The following is a 14,748-nucleotide window of genomic DNA, read 5'->3' on the forward strand; positions in this document are numbered from 1 at the left end:
ATGGCCCTTTTTGATGGAAACCTCAAACAAAGACTCATTGGAACTATCGTACTGATCATTTTGGCTGTAGTATTTTTACCCATGATATTTAATAATAGAGGAGAAAAACTACCCGAAACTATTGTCACTGTGCCTACAGAACCTACAAGGCCTGAAACTTCTACTACACCATCTCAACCAGAAGTTACAACTGCAACCGTTACTAACCAAGCAGCAACTAATACTGTTGTAACAACTATTCCACAACCTGAACACAACGCTCAACCTGTAACATCGACACAACAAACCACAGCAGTGGAACAAAACACTAATACAACAACACCGGCTGCAAATACCAACACACAGCAAACATCACCCCAGACAAACAATCCAATAACCCCTTCATGGACAATTCAGATTGCGGCTGTTTCTAATCCAACTAACGCAGAAGAGTTTACTAATAAATTACGAAAAGCAAATTATAATGCCTACACACGCAAAGAGGGTAATATATACCGTATTTTTGTAGGGCCATTTATTAACAAAACAGAAGCTTTTCGAACACAAAAGCTGATTGAAAAACAATTTAAAGAAAAAGGTATTGTTAGAGAATTTAAGCCTGAAAGAAATTAGTTAAATTCCGCTATTATATTATAATAAAGCTTCCTTTAACTCTTTCAAAAAAACTTGCACTTTCAAAGGGAGCAGCTTTCTCCCCGAAGTAATCGCCCACATGGTTACGGTGGGCATATTCCACCCCTCCAATAAACGAACCAGTCTACCCTCCTCAACCATCTGTTGAACCAGTGTCGTTGTGACTGAAACAATGCCAACACCTTGCACAGCAAGAAGCCTTACTATTTCTATTGAGTTTGATATAACAGGCCCGCTTGGAATGCCTTGCCAGCTTTCTTTACCACAGCTAAGCTGCCATTGTTGTATTTCCCCCAAAGAGTTAGCTAAATGTATACCTACGTGTTCTTCAAGCTCATTAGGGCACTTAGGAACCCCATGTTTCTTTAAATACATAGGGCTAGCATATAAACCGCCAGCCAGAACTTTAAGAGGTCTAGCAACTAAGGTTGTATCATCAGCAAGTGTGGATGCCATACGGATAGCTAAATCATAATGCTCAGCTAAAATATCAACACGACGGCTAGAAAAGTCTAAATCTAATCTTACATGCGGATACTTAACAATAAATTGTTGGAAAAAATCCTTTTTAATAAAATCGATATAATTCGGGGGCATAGAAACTTTTAAAGTTCCTGTGGGCGTCATTTGCCGATAATTAGCTAAATCAGCAACAGCCAATGCCTCTTGCTCTATGGCATGAGCATGATCTAATATCGCTTGGCCAAACTCTGTAATCGCTAAACTACGTGTATTACGAATAATTAAGCGCTCACCTAATTGATGTTCTAAACGTGTAATACGCCTTGATAAGGTTGATTTAGGTAAACCAATACGGTCTGCTGCCGTAGTAAAACTACCATAATCAATAACTTTTGCAAATAAGGTTAAGTCATTTACATCCACTGGTAATGATTTTTCTGTCATCCTAAAAACGTCTCTCTACAATATAAGTGGCTAAATCCCTTAGAACATCAGCGTTACTAGAGAAACTAGCTAACGCATTGATAGCCTGTTCATGAAGCTGCTTTGTATAACGTTTAGCTCCCTCTAGCCCTAATAAAGCTGGATAGGTTGGTTTATCATGAGCAATATCGGCTCCCTGCGTTTTACCGAGTATTTGTGTATCACTCTCAACATCTAAAATGTCATCTTGGACTTGGAATGCTAACCCAATCGCTTGAGAATACTCTTTCAACTGCTGTATTTGCTGGTCGCTAACTTGATGGCTGGCTAATGCACCAAGTAAAACACTTGCCTCTATCAAAGCGCCTGTCTTATAACGGTGCATTTTTTCTAAGGCTGGCTGATCTAATTTTTTGCCCACTGACTGCAAATCGATCGCTTGACCACCTACCATGCCCTTAACACCCGAGGCTCTGCTCAAAACTTTTATCATTTCAAGAGATATTTCTGCTGGGTTTTCATTGAGTTTGGGATCTACCAACACTTCAAAAGCCATCGTTTGTAAACCATCTCCAACTAAAATAGCGCAAGCTTCATCATAGGCTTTGTGTGTTGTGGGTTGCCCCCTACGTAAATCGTCATTATCCATTGCAGGCAAATCGTCGTGTACTAAAGAATATGCATGAATTAACTCCACAGCACATGCCGCACCATCAGCCTGAGATAAAGTACCCCCTAATGTTTCACAGGCACCATAAACTAATAAAGGTCTAACCCGTTTACCACCAATCATCACGCTATAATGCATTGCTTCATAGAGCCTTGCTAATTCTGGCTGAGGAGCTAGAAATAAATTAGCTAATAATGCATTTACGCGCTCTTGACATATTTTTTGGTAAGTGACTATTAGACTCATATTTATTTATCATCCACATCAAAAGGAATCGTCTCAAGTTTATTATCTTTTTCTACAAGCATCTGCACTTTTTGTTCTGCATCCGTTAACGACTGCTGACATTCTCTCGTTAAGCGTATTCCTTTTTCAAAATCAGATAATGACTCCTCTAAAGAAAGATTACCAGATTCCATACGCTCTACCAATGTTTGCAGCTCTAGTAGTGACTCCTCAAAACTCTGTGTAGCTTTTTTCTTTGCCATTACTCATCACCTCTATTCAAACGGTCTCGAACAACCATTAATGCAAATCCCAATAAATTAGCGCCCTTCCATACAAGAGGATTTTCTATATTATTTGCATTTTCATCTAAACCTATCCCCCATACATTATCATAGGGACTCGCTTCTACTAATATTTTATTTTTTGTATTTAATAAATAATCTTTTAACTCAGGAATCTGTGAAAACTTAGCAAAATTTCCATCAATCACTATTTGAGAGCAATTAGCATCCCAAATGGTTTGATCAAACCCACTAATTTTTCTTCCTAACGCTTTTACTGTCGGGGCATCTTGCGCTATTAAAATCTTAGCATGCATGGAAACATCACCAAACAACGCCGCTTTTGATGCCATCATATAATGCTCTGCAGTTGGGTAAAATACCCCATCTATTTCAAATCCCGCAGGATACCACTGGCTAAGACAATTTTTGGAAACTTTATTTCCTGAGTGCCCCCAAAAAAACAGATAATCAAATCGTTCACCAACTCGGTAGCGATCACACAATGTTTGAATCGTTAACATGCTTAAACCTAGTCTTTATTATTGCATTTTAAAAATAAAGCATTTTTAGCACCTGCAACACGTTTATATGCCTCTAAAAAAACGTCATAATACTCACTAAATAACCAATGAGTATCTTGTTGATAGCGTTGCAGATGTTTTAAGTTTCGAGTTCTCTTAGCTTGAGATAATGCATGAGATTGCTTTTTCATATCCGCAAAATCTATTAAACCCAATTGTTGATCAGGCAAAACCAGCACATTAGCCAAATGAATAGAACGAAAATAAATGCCATGCTCGTGAAGTGTCGCTAATAACTCTCCAAATAACCGTATAAAATGTTTTTTTACCGTTTCATCTGCTGTAGAAAGGACATTACGCAAAGTATCGCCTGGTAATGGGTGATAATGCACTGCTGTAAAATCAAGCTGATTATAAGAAAAACGATAAAGATTCAAAATTTCAGGCGTTGCAATGCCTACCTCTTTTAAAATAGAAGCATTATTAGCAAACCGCTTGACATAAGGATAGAATAACTCAGATGAAAACCAACGTTTACGACGAAATAACTTTAAAAAACCACCATCTAGCAGTTGCAAGACTTTAGGCGCTGTCGTGTCTTGTTCTAAGACTTTAGCCCCTCGGGTTATTGCTTGGTAATACTCAGGACTGATTGTTTTTATACATAGTGTTGTCATGACAGTTGTGTATTTTTACTTAAAAATAATGCTATATATTAACATGACGGACTAAAAAATACGCTGACATTAGCGTTTTATTAACCTGCAATTGTCTAGCCAATAAAGTAGAAACGCAAACCCTATAAAGCAAGCTGTAATGGCACCTACATTGATTAATACCTGTGCATAGCCTATTAAATTGATATCGAGGATAGGATAAGGGTATAAACCTGTTATTGCCCCACGAACAAAGGTATAAATCAAATAAATAATCGGAGGAATAAATGAATTAATTACAGAGCGTTTAGTCAATACGGGGTGGGGATCAAAAAATACCCACCCAATAACCCCTAATACAGGAATAACAACATGTAAAAACTCCGTTGTTATTCTAAGTACTAATAAATTGGGTTGGTACATCCCTCGTAGGACAAGATTATAAACAATCCCAGTAATAATAACGCCGACAATCCCATCAATCCGTAATACTGCCAAAGCACTTGATTGGTAATGTGGTTTAAATATAACGAATAAACAGCCCAAGCTTAAAGCCAGCGTTGATAATACCGTAAAAAAACTAAAGTAAAAAACTGCTCTTGAAAAAGCTCCCTCGAGATGAAATGGTAAGAGCCTTTCCGTAATACAAAAATAAGACTCTATACCAATACAAGTAAGGGCTAAAATAATAATGAGTGAATAAAGATATTTCATAGCACTCTACAATAATATCTCTATTTAGCGTTTTGGTTTCTTTGTAGGCATTGGACGCTCAGCAACGGTAGTCACTTTACTACGCTTTACAGAGTTTTTAGCTGCTTTTACAGGCTTCACCATCTTACGTTGCATACGTTTAATACGATCTTTCACTTTAACAGATAACTCTGGTAAAGCAACAGACTCAAGCCCAACCTCAGCACTCAATATATCTAGCTCACGCTGATCCATTTCACGCCAACGGCCGACACTTAAACTAGCGGTTAAAAATACAGGGCCAAAACGCACTCTTTTTAATCGGCTGACAACCAGCCCTTGGGACTCCCAAAGCCTACGAACTTCTCTATTACGACCTTCCATAACCACACAATGATACCAGCGATTTAACCCATCTCCTTCAGGTGCAGCTTGAATATCTGAAAACTTTGCGAGGCCATCCTCAAGCATAACACCTGCTTTGAGGGTTTCCATCATTTCTTCAGTGACCTCACCACGTACACGGACAGCATACTCTCTATCCATTTGATAAGAAGGATGCATTAATCGATTGGCAAGCTCACCATCTGTCGTAAAGAGCAAAAGCCCTGATGTATTTATATCAAGACGACCTATATTAATCCAACGGCCTGTTTTCAAACGAGGCAAACGCTCAAAAACCGTAGGACGGCCTTCAGGGTCACTTCGGGTACAGACTTCACCTTCCGGCTTATTATAGATAATAACACGACGCAAAGGCGCTAGCTCTTTTATTGAGACAACACGGTCATCAACCGTTATTGTTTCATTACCCTCTAAACGTTGCCCTAAAGTAGCAACCGTTCCATTTACTTTAACGCGCCCATCAGCAATCCATCGCTCAATATCACGGCGTGAACCAATACCTAAATGGGATAATATTTTTTGGATACGCTCCCCTGTTTGAGTTATTTCTACTGGTAATTCATCATTCATAGGCACCTCCCGGCGTAATTAACTTTAAAAGGAATATATTTTATCAGCTCATTACATTTAAAACTAATGATATAAAGAATATTTTTTGCATAAAAAAAGCCTACTAACCATTAAGCTTTTAAACAACAAAATATATTTATTCTGCCATTATTTCATTATAGCGTTGTTGGTATTGATTATAAGGTAAATTTTGTTGTTGCAAGACTTGTATTTTCAGCTCTTTCGACATTGTATTAACATATGTCTTTACTATTAGACCAAGGTTTAAAATACTATTGTATTTTATGGGAATAAAGGATGGAAAATGGAGAATTTATTTAGAAGAGAATCTGGTAGGTAATAATACCTACCAGATTTTAATGCATTAAGCTAAAGCAGCTTTAGCTTTTTCAACGATAGCAGCAAACACTGCTTTATCATTAACAGCTAAATCAGCTAACACTTTACGATCAATTTCAATCGTAGCTTTTCTAAGACCAGCAATCAAGCGGCTATAAGAAAGACCGTTAACACGAGCCCCCGCATTAATACGCGCAATCCATAAAGCACGGAATTGACGTTTTTTCTGACGACGGTCACGGTAAGCATACTGTCCCGCTTTGATAACAGCTTGTTTAGCCACACGGAATACACGAGAGCGCGCACCGTAGTAACCTTTAGCTAACTTTAAAATTTTCTTGTGACGAGCACGAGCTACCACACCACGTTTTACACGAGCCATTTATATCTCCTCCAATTAACGTAAACGTAAAGAACGTTTTACAGCAGCTACATCAGATGCATGCAATAAAGATGCACCGCGAAGCTGACGCTTACGCTTAGTAGACATTTTGGTTAAGATATGGCTTTTGTAAGCGTGTTTAAACTTTACACCGCCAGCCGTTATTCTAAAGCGCTTTGCAGCACCACTTTTGGTTTTCATTTTTACTTTTGGCATGTTCATACTCCAAACTAATGAGCTAATAAATATAACAGCAAGGCCTGCCTGTGCCCTGGTTGTTATTTCTTCTTAGGTGCCAACACCATAGTGAGTTGACGCCCTTCCATTTTAGGAAACTGTTCTACAGTACCAAGTTCAGCTAAGTCTTCTTCAACTCGCTTTAGTAGTACCATTCCCAGCTCCTGATGGGCCATTTCACGACCACGGAATCTTAATGATACCTTAGCCTTATCCCCATCTTCTAGGAAACGTTTCAAGCTACGTAATTTAACTTGATAGTCCCCTTCTTCCGTCCCTGGACGAAACTTAATTTCTTTAACTTGAACTTGCTTTTGGTTTTTCTTGGCAACCGCTGCTTGTTTTTTCTTTTCAAACAGGTGCTTGCCATAATCCATTATTTTACATACAGGAGGCGATGCATCAGGCGAGATTTCGACCAAATCTAACTTAGCTTCTTCCGCTGCATTAAGGGCATCCTCAATAGATACAACACCTACTTGTTGACCATCGGCGCCAATTAATCGCACCTCCGGAGAACTAATATTTTCATTAATAGGTGCTTTTGGTTGATTTTTCTTATCTTGTCTCATTTCACGCTTAATAGTCATTTACTCCATCATTAATTAATACGACCACGTTGCTCTACTGCTGTAGTAAGAAGTGCATTAAATTCATCAATTGTCATAGAACCTAAGTCTTTACCATTGTGAGTACGCACTGCAACGGACCCTGTTTCAACCTCCCTATCTCCAACAACAAGAAGATAAGGAATTTTTTGCAAAGTATGCTCGCGAATTTTAAAGCCAATTTTTTCATTTCTCAAGTCCGCTTTTACACGAAAACCTTTTTGAGAAAGATCTTTAGCTACTTTTTCAGCATAATTTGCTTGATTATCTGTAATATTTAACACTACTGCTTGAATTGGTGCAAGCCATGCAGGAAAAAATCCTTCATAATGCTCAATTAAAATTCCAATAAAACGCTCAAAGGAACCTAAAATAGCACGATGCAACATAACAGGCACTTTGCGGCTGTTGTCTTCTGCAACGTACTCAGCACTTAAACGTTGCGGTAGGTTAAAATCGCATTGTATTGTACCACATTGCCACACGCGACCTAAACAGTCTTTTAATGAAAATTCAATCTTAGGTCCATAAAAAGCCCCTTCACCGGGTTGTAATTCCCACTTAAGCCCTGCTGTATCTAAAGCGGTTTGCAGTGCATGCTCTGCTTTGTCCCATAACTCTTCTGAACCCACTCGTTTTTCTGGTCGAGTTGATAATTTAAGTTCAATGTCTTTAAAACCAAAGTCAGCATATACAGCCAATGTTAAATTAATAAAGGCTGACACCTCAGTAGCGATTTGATCTTCAGTACAGAAAATATGTGCATCATCTTGGGTAAATCCGCGTACACGCATAATACCGTGCAAAGCGCCTGATGGCTCATTACGATGACAACTACCAAACTCAGCTAAACGCAATGGTAAATCACGATAGCTTTTTAAACCTTGATTAAAGACTTGAATATGACAAGGGCAGTTCATTGGTTTGATTGCAAAATCTCTATTTTCAGAACTTGTTGTAAACATATTCTCTGCATAGTTAGTCCAATGCCCTGACTTTTCCCATAATACTCTGTCTACAATTTGTGGCGTTTTAATTTCTTCGTAGCCATGCTCACGCTGAACGCGACGCATATACTGCTCTAGCACTTGATAGATAGACCAGCCATTAGGATGCCAAAACACCATACCTGGGGCTTCTTCTTGAGTATGGAATAGATCAAGCTGCTTACCGATTCGACGGTGATCACGTCTTTCGGCCTCTTCTATACGTTGAATATACTCAGCGAGCTGTTTTTTATCTGCCCAAGCCGTACCATAAATACGTTGTAACTGTTCATTTTTAGAATCACCGCGCCAGTATGCACCTGAAATTTTTGTTAATTTAAATGCTTTTAAGAATCGGGTATTAGGCACGTGAGGCCCACGACACATATCCACATATTCTTCATGATAATAAAGCCCCATGGCTTTTTCATCAGGCATATCATCAACTAAGCGCAATTTATAATCCTCTCCGCGCGCAGCAAAAACTTTAATCACTTCATCACGCGGTGTCATTTTTTTAATCACATCGTAATCTTTAGCGATTAATTCTTGCATCCGCTTTTCAATCGCAGCTAAATCTTCTGGTGTAAACGGACGCTCAAAGGCAATATCATAATAAAAGCCTTCTTTAATCACAGGCCCGATTACCATTTTGGCGGTTGGATATAGCTGCTTTACTGCATGCCCTACTAAGTGCGCACAAGAGTGACGAATGATCTCAACACCCTCTTCATTTTTCGCTGTAATAATTTGTACCGTAGCATCTTGATCAACGAGATCACATAAATCGACCAAACGCTCATCAACACGCCCAGCGATCGCTGCTTTAGCTAGACCTGTGCCAATAGATTGTGCAATTTCAAGAATACTAACGGAATGATTAAAAACACGCTGACTTCCATCAGGAAGAGTAATAACGGGCATGGCGCCTCCTATACCTAGTGGTGACCGGTACCAAAGATCACATACGGTGGATGAGCCAGTAAAGTGTCCAAACACTAATCAACTATACAGGGGTTGTTCAGGTAAAACCTGCAAAGCGCTCAAACAATATCACTGGAAATATTAAAGCCTGAAATTATATAGCAACTGGCTTTAAGTTTCTAGTCAACAATCCCGCTATTACTATAAGAATGATCTTATCTCTTGTTATCCACCTATTTGACAAATGAGCGAGGTATGTTTCTCAACAAGGGCTTTTAACTGACTGACATCGTCTGGATTTGGAGGTTTAATATCTCCCATACGGTACTCATAGTTAAGATAGCCATATTTATTTTCGCCCATGCGATGATACGGTAACAAGTGTATATGTTTCACACCCGGCAAATGGCTGGCAATATTGGCAATAGCCAATATTTCTTCTGGCTGGTCATTAAAGCCCGGTATTAGGGGAACGCGTATAATTAACTCAGTACTTGGAAAGCTAGCTATAAACTGTGCATTCTCTAAAATTAACTCATTGGGTTTCCCCACAAAGAGCTCATGCTTTTTACTGTCTGCATGTTTAATGTCAAGCAATACTAAATCAATATAAGGTAGTGTCTTTTCAAATTTTTCTTGTGGAACATAGGCCGCTGTCTCAACAGCAGTATGCCAACCCTCTCGCTTACAAGCTTTTAATAGCTCTGCGCTAAAATCTGCCTGAGCAATTGCCTCTCCACCCGAGAGAGTGACTCCGCCATTGGAACGTCGATAGTGATTACTATCTCGCCTAAGCTCTTTGATTAAATCAGGAACTGTTACTATATTGCCCTCCATCGCTAATGCACCGGGATAGCAGACCGAAGCACAATCACCACAAAGAACACATTGATCTTTTTTTACATTAAAACTAGGGATAATTTGTAATGCGTCATAATTACAAGCATCAACACATTTATTGCATTGTATGCAATCACGCTTAATAAACGCCAACTGCCTTGTCCAGTCATGGCTCTCTGGATTAGAGCACCAGCGACACCGCAAAGGACATCCTTTTAAAAAAACGATTGTCCGAATTCCTGGGCCATCGTGGACAGAAAAACGTTGAATATCAAACACTGTTCCTGTTATTTGTTCATTTAAAGACATAAAATTCCTTACTCAATAAGCGCATACTTTATAAAAAGTATACGCTTACAAACCTGATAATAAGTTATCGTTAAAACAATTGCTCCGTTCTAGAAATAATGTCATCTTGAATTGATTTATCTAATGAAACAAAATGTGCACTATAACCAGCCACGCGAACCACCAGATTTTTATATCTTTCAGGATCTTGCTGTGCTTTTCTCAAGGTTTCACGATCAATCACGTTGAATTGTACATGCATCCCTTTATGGTCAAAATACCCTCTTACAAGTGCCGCCAAATTAGCTAACCCTTCCTGACCAGAAAGTGCAGAGGGGTGAAACTTCTGATTTAACAATGTTCCGTTAGAAGCAATATGATGATCCAATTTAGCCACTGAGTTTAATGCAGCTGTAGGGCCATTTTTATCATAACCTGAAATAGGTGATACCCCTTCAGCTAATGGCTGCCCTGCTAGTCGACCATCAGGCGTTGCACCACAAACCAACCCCATAGGCACGTTCGCAGACACAGGATATAAACCTGGTTGGAAACAACCACCTCTAGGATTTTTATAGCGCTGCACTTCTGTACAATAAATAAGCGCTGCTTCACGGGCAATATCATCCGCTTCGTCCAAGTCATTACCATATTTAGGCGCACCATTAATCAACATCTGACGAATATATTCACCTTCTGTTGAATCATTATTATTGGTTTGTGCTTTGTATGTTTCTGACTTATTAGTTTGTGCTAAAATTTGTTGTACAACTTGAGCCACTAGCGCTTCTAAATCTGTTTGTTGAGTGCCTGTTGTACTATCTACAGCACAAGTTTTACCATGACCGAAGTTATTACCGAGCACTTCTTTTAGTTGGGTGAGTGTCAATTTCTTTTGCTCAAATACCAATGTTTTAATAGCCATTAAAGCATCGCCTACATTGGCAACCCCAACACCTTGTGGACCAGTAAAGTTATATTGAGCGCCACCCTCTTGCAAGGTCTTACCTTTTGCAATGCAATTATCAACCATGCACGATAAGAATGGCAGTGGCGCACGCTCACCGTGCGCAACATCCACCGCATTATCCGCATTAACAAGCAGCTTAACAAACCATTCCATTTGTTTTCTGTAAGCTTTTTCAAGCTCGTTATAACTTTGGAAAGACGTTAAATCACCTGTTTCTAAACCAACCTTAACATGACCATCCATTCCATTGTTTAACGTTACTTCTAGCACTTTTAACATATTGAAGAAAGCTGCATCGTGCCAACCTTCTGTTTTACCGCCAACTTGAGGTTCAACACATCCAATAATGCAGTAATCACGGGCGTCGTTAAGACTCACACCTCGATTTTCTAATGCAGGAATAATCACTTCGTCATTATACCAAGCAGGCATCCCTAACCCTATACGTGTCACTTCAGCGGCTTTTTCCATCAGTGATTGTGGTGTCTTATTCCAGACGCGAATAGAAATAGAGGGTTGCGGTAATTTAACATGGGCTGAGGCTGTTAAACAGGCATAAGACAAAGGATTCGTTGCATCACGTCCACACACTGTTTGCCCACCCACAATAAGGTTTTGAAACATTGGATAACCACCAAAACCTTTGGTTGAGGCTTCATCACGAATCTTGTTAACATCATTTAATTTAACCCACAAGCAGTCTAATAGCTCTTGTGCTTGTTCCTCACTCATGGTGCCATTAATGACACATGCTTCATAGTAAGGGAACATATATTGGTCAAAGCGTCCGGGAGAAATGGAGTGCCCATTAGACTCTATTTGAATTGCCGCTTGGATAAACCAGAATGATTGACAAGCTTCCCAGAAATTTCTGGCTGGATTTTCTGGTACATTCTCACAGTTTTTAGCAATTTGTAATAGCTCTTGCTTGCGTTGGTTATTTGTTTCTTTAGCTGCCTCAATCTGGGCTAGCTTAGCAAAACGCTTTGCATAGTTAACCACCGCATTAGCCGAAATAATCACTGACTCATAAAAATGCGATTTTTTTACTGCATCTGGGTCCCCCTTATCCAATGCGACAAGTGCAGTTGCAGCCTCAGCAATAATACCTTTAAAACCAATCTGTAAAACCTTGCGATAATCTACACTGATATGACCAACACCATTAAAATAGTAGTTTCCAACAGTGAAAGCCCCAACATCCATTGCAGTAATAGTTTCTGAGTACATATATTGGGTGGCTAATTCTTGGGTTGTTTTACCATCCCAGTATTTAAATACTTCTCGCAGTATTTTTTTGCTTTCATCTGAAATAAAGAAGCGATCCCCTGTTCGCTTATTAATAGAATCAAACTCATCTTCTAGCCATTTGTTAGAAAACTCAGGAAAAAGTTGCACACCTCTAGGGCTAACAGCAAAATTACCAACAATAAGTTCATTGGGGCGAATGACTAATGTCATTTCATTCATTATTTTTTCAAACGCACGCGCACGGCGAATCACCATTGGTTGATTTTCAGTTTGCTTATAAGATTCTGTTAATAGACAAGCCCGCTCTATTTCAACGGGGGGATCATTGCGATAAAGCTCATCGATCAAACCTTGAATTCTATTGCTCACTTCTATATTTCTCATTTGCCATCACCCTATTCTTTGCCTATTTTTTGAGTTTGTTCGCTCTATTGAAAAATTGTTTCTTCATGAAAAAATCTTAATAAAATTTTGAAAAGTAACAACTTCTCTAGTTTTTATGCATTTACAACTGTGTTTTGTTCAATAACTTCTAAAAAGTTCGATTATCAAAGGTTGATCAAATAATATAAGGTGTTGTTGTCGAGGCTGCCTTACCACCCAAAGACTCCAATAATGGCAAACCAACTTCTCTAGCAGCTATAACTGCTTGCTTTACCGCACCTGAATCACCTGAAATCATTAAGATAGCTTCGTTTGAATAGCTAGTGCCACCATTAGCGGGAGAACCATAGCCAACCACATCTACCTGTGCGGCTTTTACTGCCACATCAGCCATTAACACACCAATTGCAGCAGGAGCTCCAACAATTAAACCAAATGCTTTATTCATTGGCGCATTAAATCCTTTTTGGCAAGCATAATTAGCCCTAGCTGTATATTGAAACTCTAAATGCCCAGCATCATTGCCATAAACATCTCCCATCGTGCGATTTAACTCACTCAGGGTCACTTCTACTGCATTTCTTGCATCAGCCACGTCATCAGCACCAAAAATAATTAAGCTTCCATGCCCTGCTCCACCTTTGGTATCTCTAGGGAGCTCAATAGATAAGATTTTTACATTACTTGCTTTCACCGCCTCATCAGCGGCTAATATTTGAGGACCTGCTCCTGTTCTAGCACCAACAATACCAATGGCGTTGTATCCTTTTTCTAACTTCATCATCTGGTGTAGTGCTGGATCAACATTAGCGATTACCAGCCCAATCGTATCGCCTATGGCTGTACCAACAAATTCGGGGGGCATTGGAGACGGGCTAGTAGAAAATTGAGGAGAGTTGTTTTTTTCAGAGGTATTTAGACGCTTCATGACTTCTGCAAAAACCTGTTTAGAAAGTTCATCTTGTTGCATATGCATTACCTTTAGTCAGTTCTGAAAGACTACAGCATAGTTCTAAAACATCATCAACCTATCAAACAGCTAGCACACAATATAAATAATAAGTTACGTTTATATTTTTGTCGTTTTTGATTTTTAGGTTTTAACTATTCACTTGCAACTATAAATACTCTAGATAAACCCTTTGCCTTGCACTGATTAAAATCAACATTTTCTCTAATTTTTTAAATTTATCTCAGAAAATATAAGTCGTCATCATCATATAAAAGATACTTAACAAGCACTCTAACCTCTAGAAAACCAAGCCTATAGCGTATTACATCCTCAATAAATATGAAATTTTATTTTTTATTTTTCTTAAAGATGTTTTATTTTTTATCATTACATGTAATAATTTGCAAGAATTACACGTAATAAACAAAAGGAGATGTAAAAAATGAAATTTTTAATTTTTCTCATTATTTTAGTAGGTATTATTGGCTTTATTGCTTATCTTTACAATCAACTGGTTAGTTTGAAAGAACAATTTAAAAATGCGTTCTCCCAAATTGATATCCAACTTAAGCGTCGCTATGATCTTATTCCTAACTTGGTAGAAACAGCAAAAGCTTATTTAAAACACGAAAGCGATACGCTCACAAAAGTCACAGAAGCACGTAATACAGCCCTAAGTGCACTTAAAGCCGTGACCGGGAATATAGATAACTCCTCAGCAATCACTGCATTAAACCAAGCTGAAAAACAACTATCTCAGGCATTGACTAGTTTCAATTTACAAATAGAAGCTTATCCAGAATTAAAGGCTAATGAGAATATCATGCAACTTTCTGAGGAACTTTCATCTACAGAAAACCGTATTGCTTTCGCAAGACAGGCCTATAACGATGCGGTCATGGCTTATAATATCCAACGTAAAACCTTTCCAACCAATCTCTTTGCTGCGAAATTTGGTCACTTTAAAGATGCTGTTTTATTGTCATTTGAAGACTCTTCAGAACTACAAAATGCACCTAAAATTAGTTTTTAATCTGAACGG

15 protein-coding genes and 1 pseudogene are annotated in these 14,748 nt (G+C 38.7%); 2 read left to right on the forward strand and 14 right to left on the reverse strand.

The window, feature by feature from the left end:
• Window positions 1-612: an SPOR domain-containing protein gene (locus DM558_RS05690; protein WP_127162569.1), complete on the forward strand. Its 612-nt coding sequence runs from the start codon at window positions 1-3 to the stop codon at window positions 610-612.
• 18 nt (window positions 613-630) lie between these two features.
• Here DM558_RS05690 and DM558_RS05695 read toward each other — a convergent pair whose 3' ends face one another.
• The 14 genes and pseudogenes from DM558_RS05695 to pduB form a co-directional block, all read right to left on the reverse strand.
• A complete protein-coding gene (locus DM558_RS05695) occupies window positions 631-1,539 on the reverse strand; it encodes a LysR family transcriptional regulator (RefSeq protein ID WP_127162570.1) in 909 nt (302 codons plus the stop codon).
• A gap of 1 nt (window position 1,540) precedes the next feature.
• On the reverse strand, window positions 1,541-2,434 hold the full coding sequence (locus tag DM558_RS05700) for a polyprenyl synthetase family protein (RefSeq protein WP_127162572.1): 894 nt from the start codon (window positions 2,432-2,434) through the stop codon (window positions 1,541-1,543).
• Window positions 2,435-2,436: 2 nt separating this feature from the next.
• The gene (locus tag DM558_RS05705) at window positions 2,437-2,676 is read right to left on the reverse strand and encodes an exodeoxyribonuclease VII small subunit (RefSeq protein ID WP_109702919.1); all 240 of its coding nucleotides are present in this window, start codon (window positions 2,674-2,676) and stop codon (window positions 2,437-2,439) included.
• Window positions 2,676-3,221, reverse strand: a complete 546-nt coding sequence (locus DM558_RS05710) for an NADAR family protein (RefSeq protein WP_127162574.1) — start codon at window positions 3,219-3,221, stop codon at window positions 2,676-2,678. Before DM558_RS05710 ends, DM558_RS05705 begins: the two co-directional genes overlap by 1 nt.
• Window positions 3,222-3,229: 8 nt before the next feature.
• Window positions 3,230-3,898 carry a lipopolysaccharide kinase InaA family protein gene (locus DM558_RS05715; RefSeq protein ID WP_127162576.1) on the reverse strand — a complete coding sequence of 223 codons (669 nt, stop codon included), beginning with the start codon at window positions 3,896-3,898 and terminating at the stop codon, window positions 3,230-3,232.
• A gap of 69 nt (window positions 3,899-3,967) precedes the next feature.
• Window positions 3,968-4,591: a Pr6Pr family membrane protein gene (locus DM558_RS05720; RefSeq protein ID WP_127162578.1), complete on the reverse strand. Its 624-nt coding sequence runs from the start codon at window positions 4,589-4,591 to the stop codon at window positions 3,968-3,970.
• Between the two features lie 27 nt (window positions 4,592-4,618).
• A pseudogene (rluB, locus tag DM558_RS05725) lies at window positions 4,619-5,545 on the reverse strand (23S rRNA pseudouridine(2605) synthase RluB); the annotation flags it as partial.
• A 364-nt stretch (window positions 5,546-5,909) separates the two neighbouring features.
• Window positions 5,910-6,266 (reverse strand): 50S ribosomal protein L20, encoded by a 357-nt coding sequence (rplT, locus tag DM558_RS05730; RefSeq protein ID WP_109702924.1) that lies wholly within the window; start codon window positions 6,264-6,266, stop codon window positions 5,910-5,912.
• 15 nt (window positions 6,267-6,281) lie between these two features.
• On the reverse strand, window positions 6,282-6,482 hold the full coding sequence (gene rpmI / locus DM558_RS05735) for a 50S ribosomal protein L35 (RefSeq protein ID WP_109702925.1): 201 nt from the start codon (window positions 6,480-6,482) through the stop codon (window positions 6,282-6,284).
• Between the two features lie 62 nt (window positions 6,483-6,544).
• Window positions 6,545-7,093 carry a translation initiation factor IF-3 gene (infC, locus tag DM558_RS05740; RefSeq protein ID WP_177412504.1) on the reverse strand — a complete coding sequence of 183 codons (549 nt, stop codon included), beginning with the start codon at window positions 7,091-7,093 and terminating at the stop codon, window positions 6,545-6,547.
• Between the two features lie 11 nt (window positions 7,094-7,104).
• On the reverse strand, window positions 7,105-9,021 hold the full coding sequence (gene thrS / locus DM558_RS05745) for a threonine--tRNA ligase (RefSeq protein ID WP_127162582.1): 1,917 nt from the start codon (window positions 9,019-9,021) through the stop codon (window positions 7,105-7,107).
• Window positions 9,022-9,246: 225 nt separating this feature from the next.
• A complete protein-coding gene (locus tag DM558_RS05750; protein WP_127162584.1) occupies window positions 9,247-10,170 on the reverse strand; it encodes a glycyl-radical enzyme activating protein in 924 nt (307 codons plus the stop codon).
• A gap of 70 nt (window positions 10,171-10,240) precedes the next feature.
• Window positions 10,241-12,754, reverse strand: coding sequence for a glycyl radical protein (locus DM558_RS05755; protein WP_127162586.1), 2,514 nt, complete (start codon window positions 12,752-12,754; stop codon window positions 10,241-10,243).
• A 175-nt stretch (window positions 12,755-12,929) separates the two neighbouring features.
• Window positions 12,930-13,724: a propanediol utilization microcompartment protein PduB gene (gene pduB, locus DM558_RS05760; RefSeq protein WP_127162588.1), complete on the reverse strand. Its 795-nt coding sequence runs from the start codon at window positions 13,722-13,724 to the stop codon at window positions 12,930-12,932.
• A 424-nt stretch (window positions 13,725-14,148) separates the two neighbouring features.
• Here pduB and DM558_RS05765 point away from each other — a divergent pair, with 424 nt between their 5' ends.
• A complete protein-coding gene (locus tag DM558_RS05765; protein WP_127162590.1) occupies window positions 14,149-14,739 on the forward strand; it encodes a LemA family protein in 591 nt (196 codons plus the stop codon).
• The last annotated feature ends 9 nt before the right edge of the window (window positions 14,740-14,748 follow it).

This window comes from Entomomonas moraniae (assembly GCF_003991975.1).
In the GTDB taxonomy this organism is placed as follows: Bacteria; Pseudomonadota; Gammaproteobacteria; order Pseudomonadales; family Pseudomonadaceae; genus Entomomonas; species Entomomonas moraniae.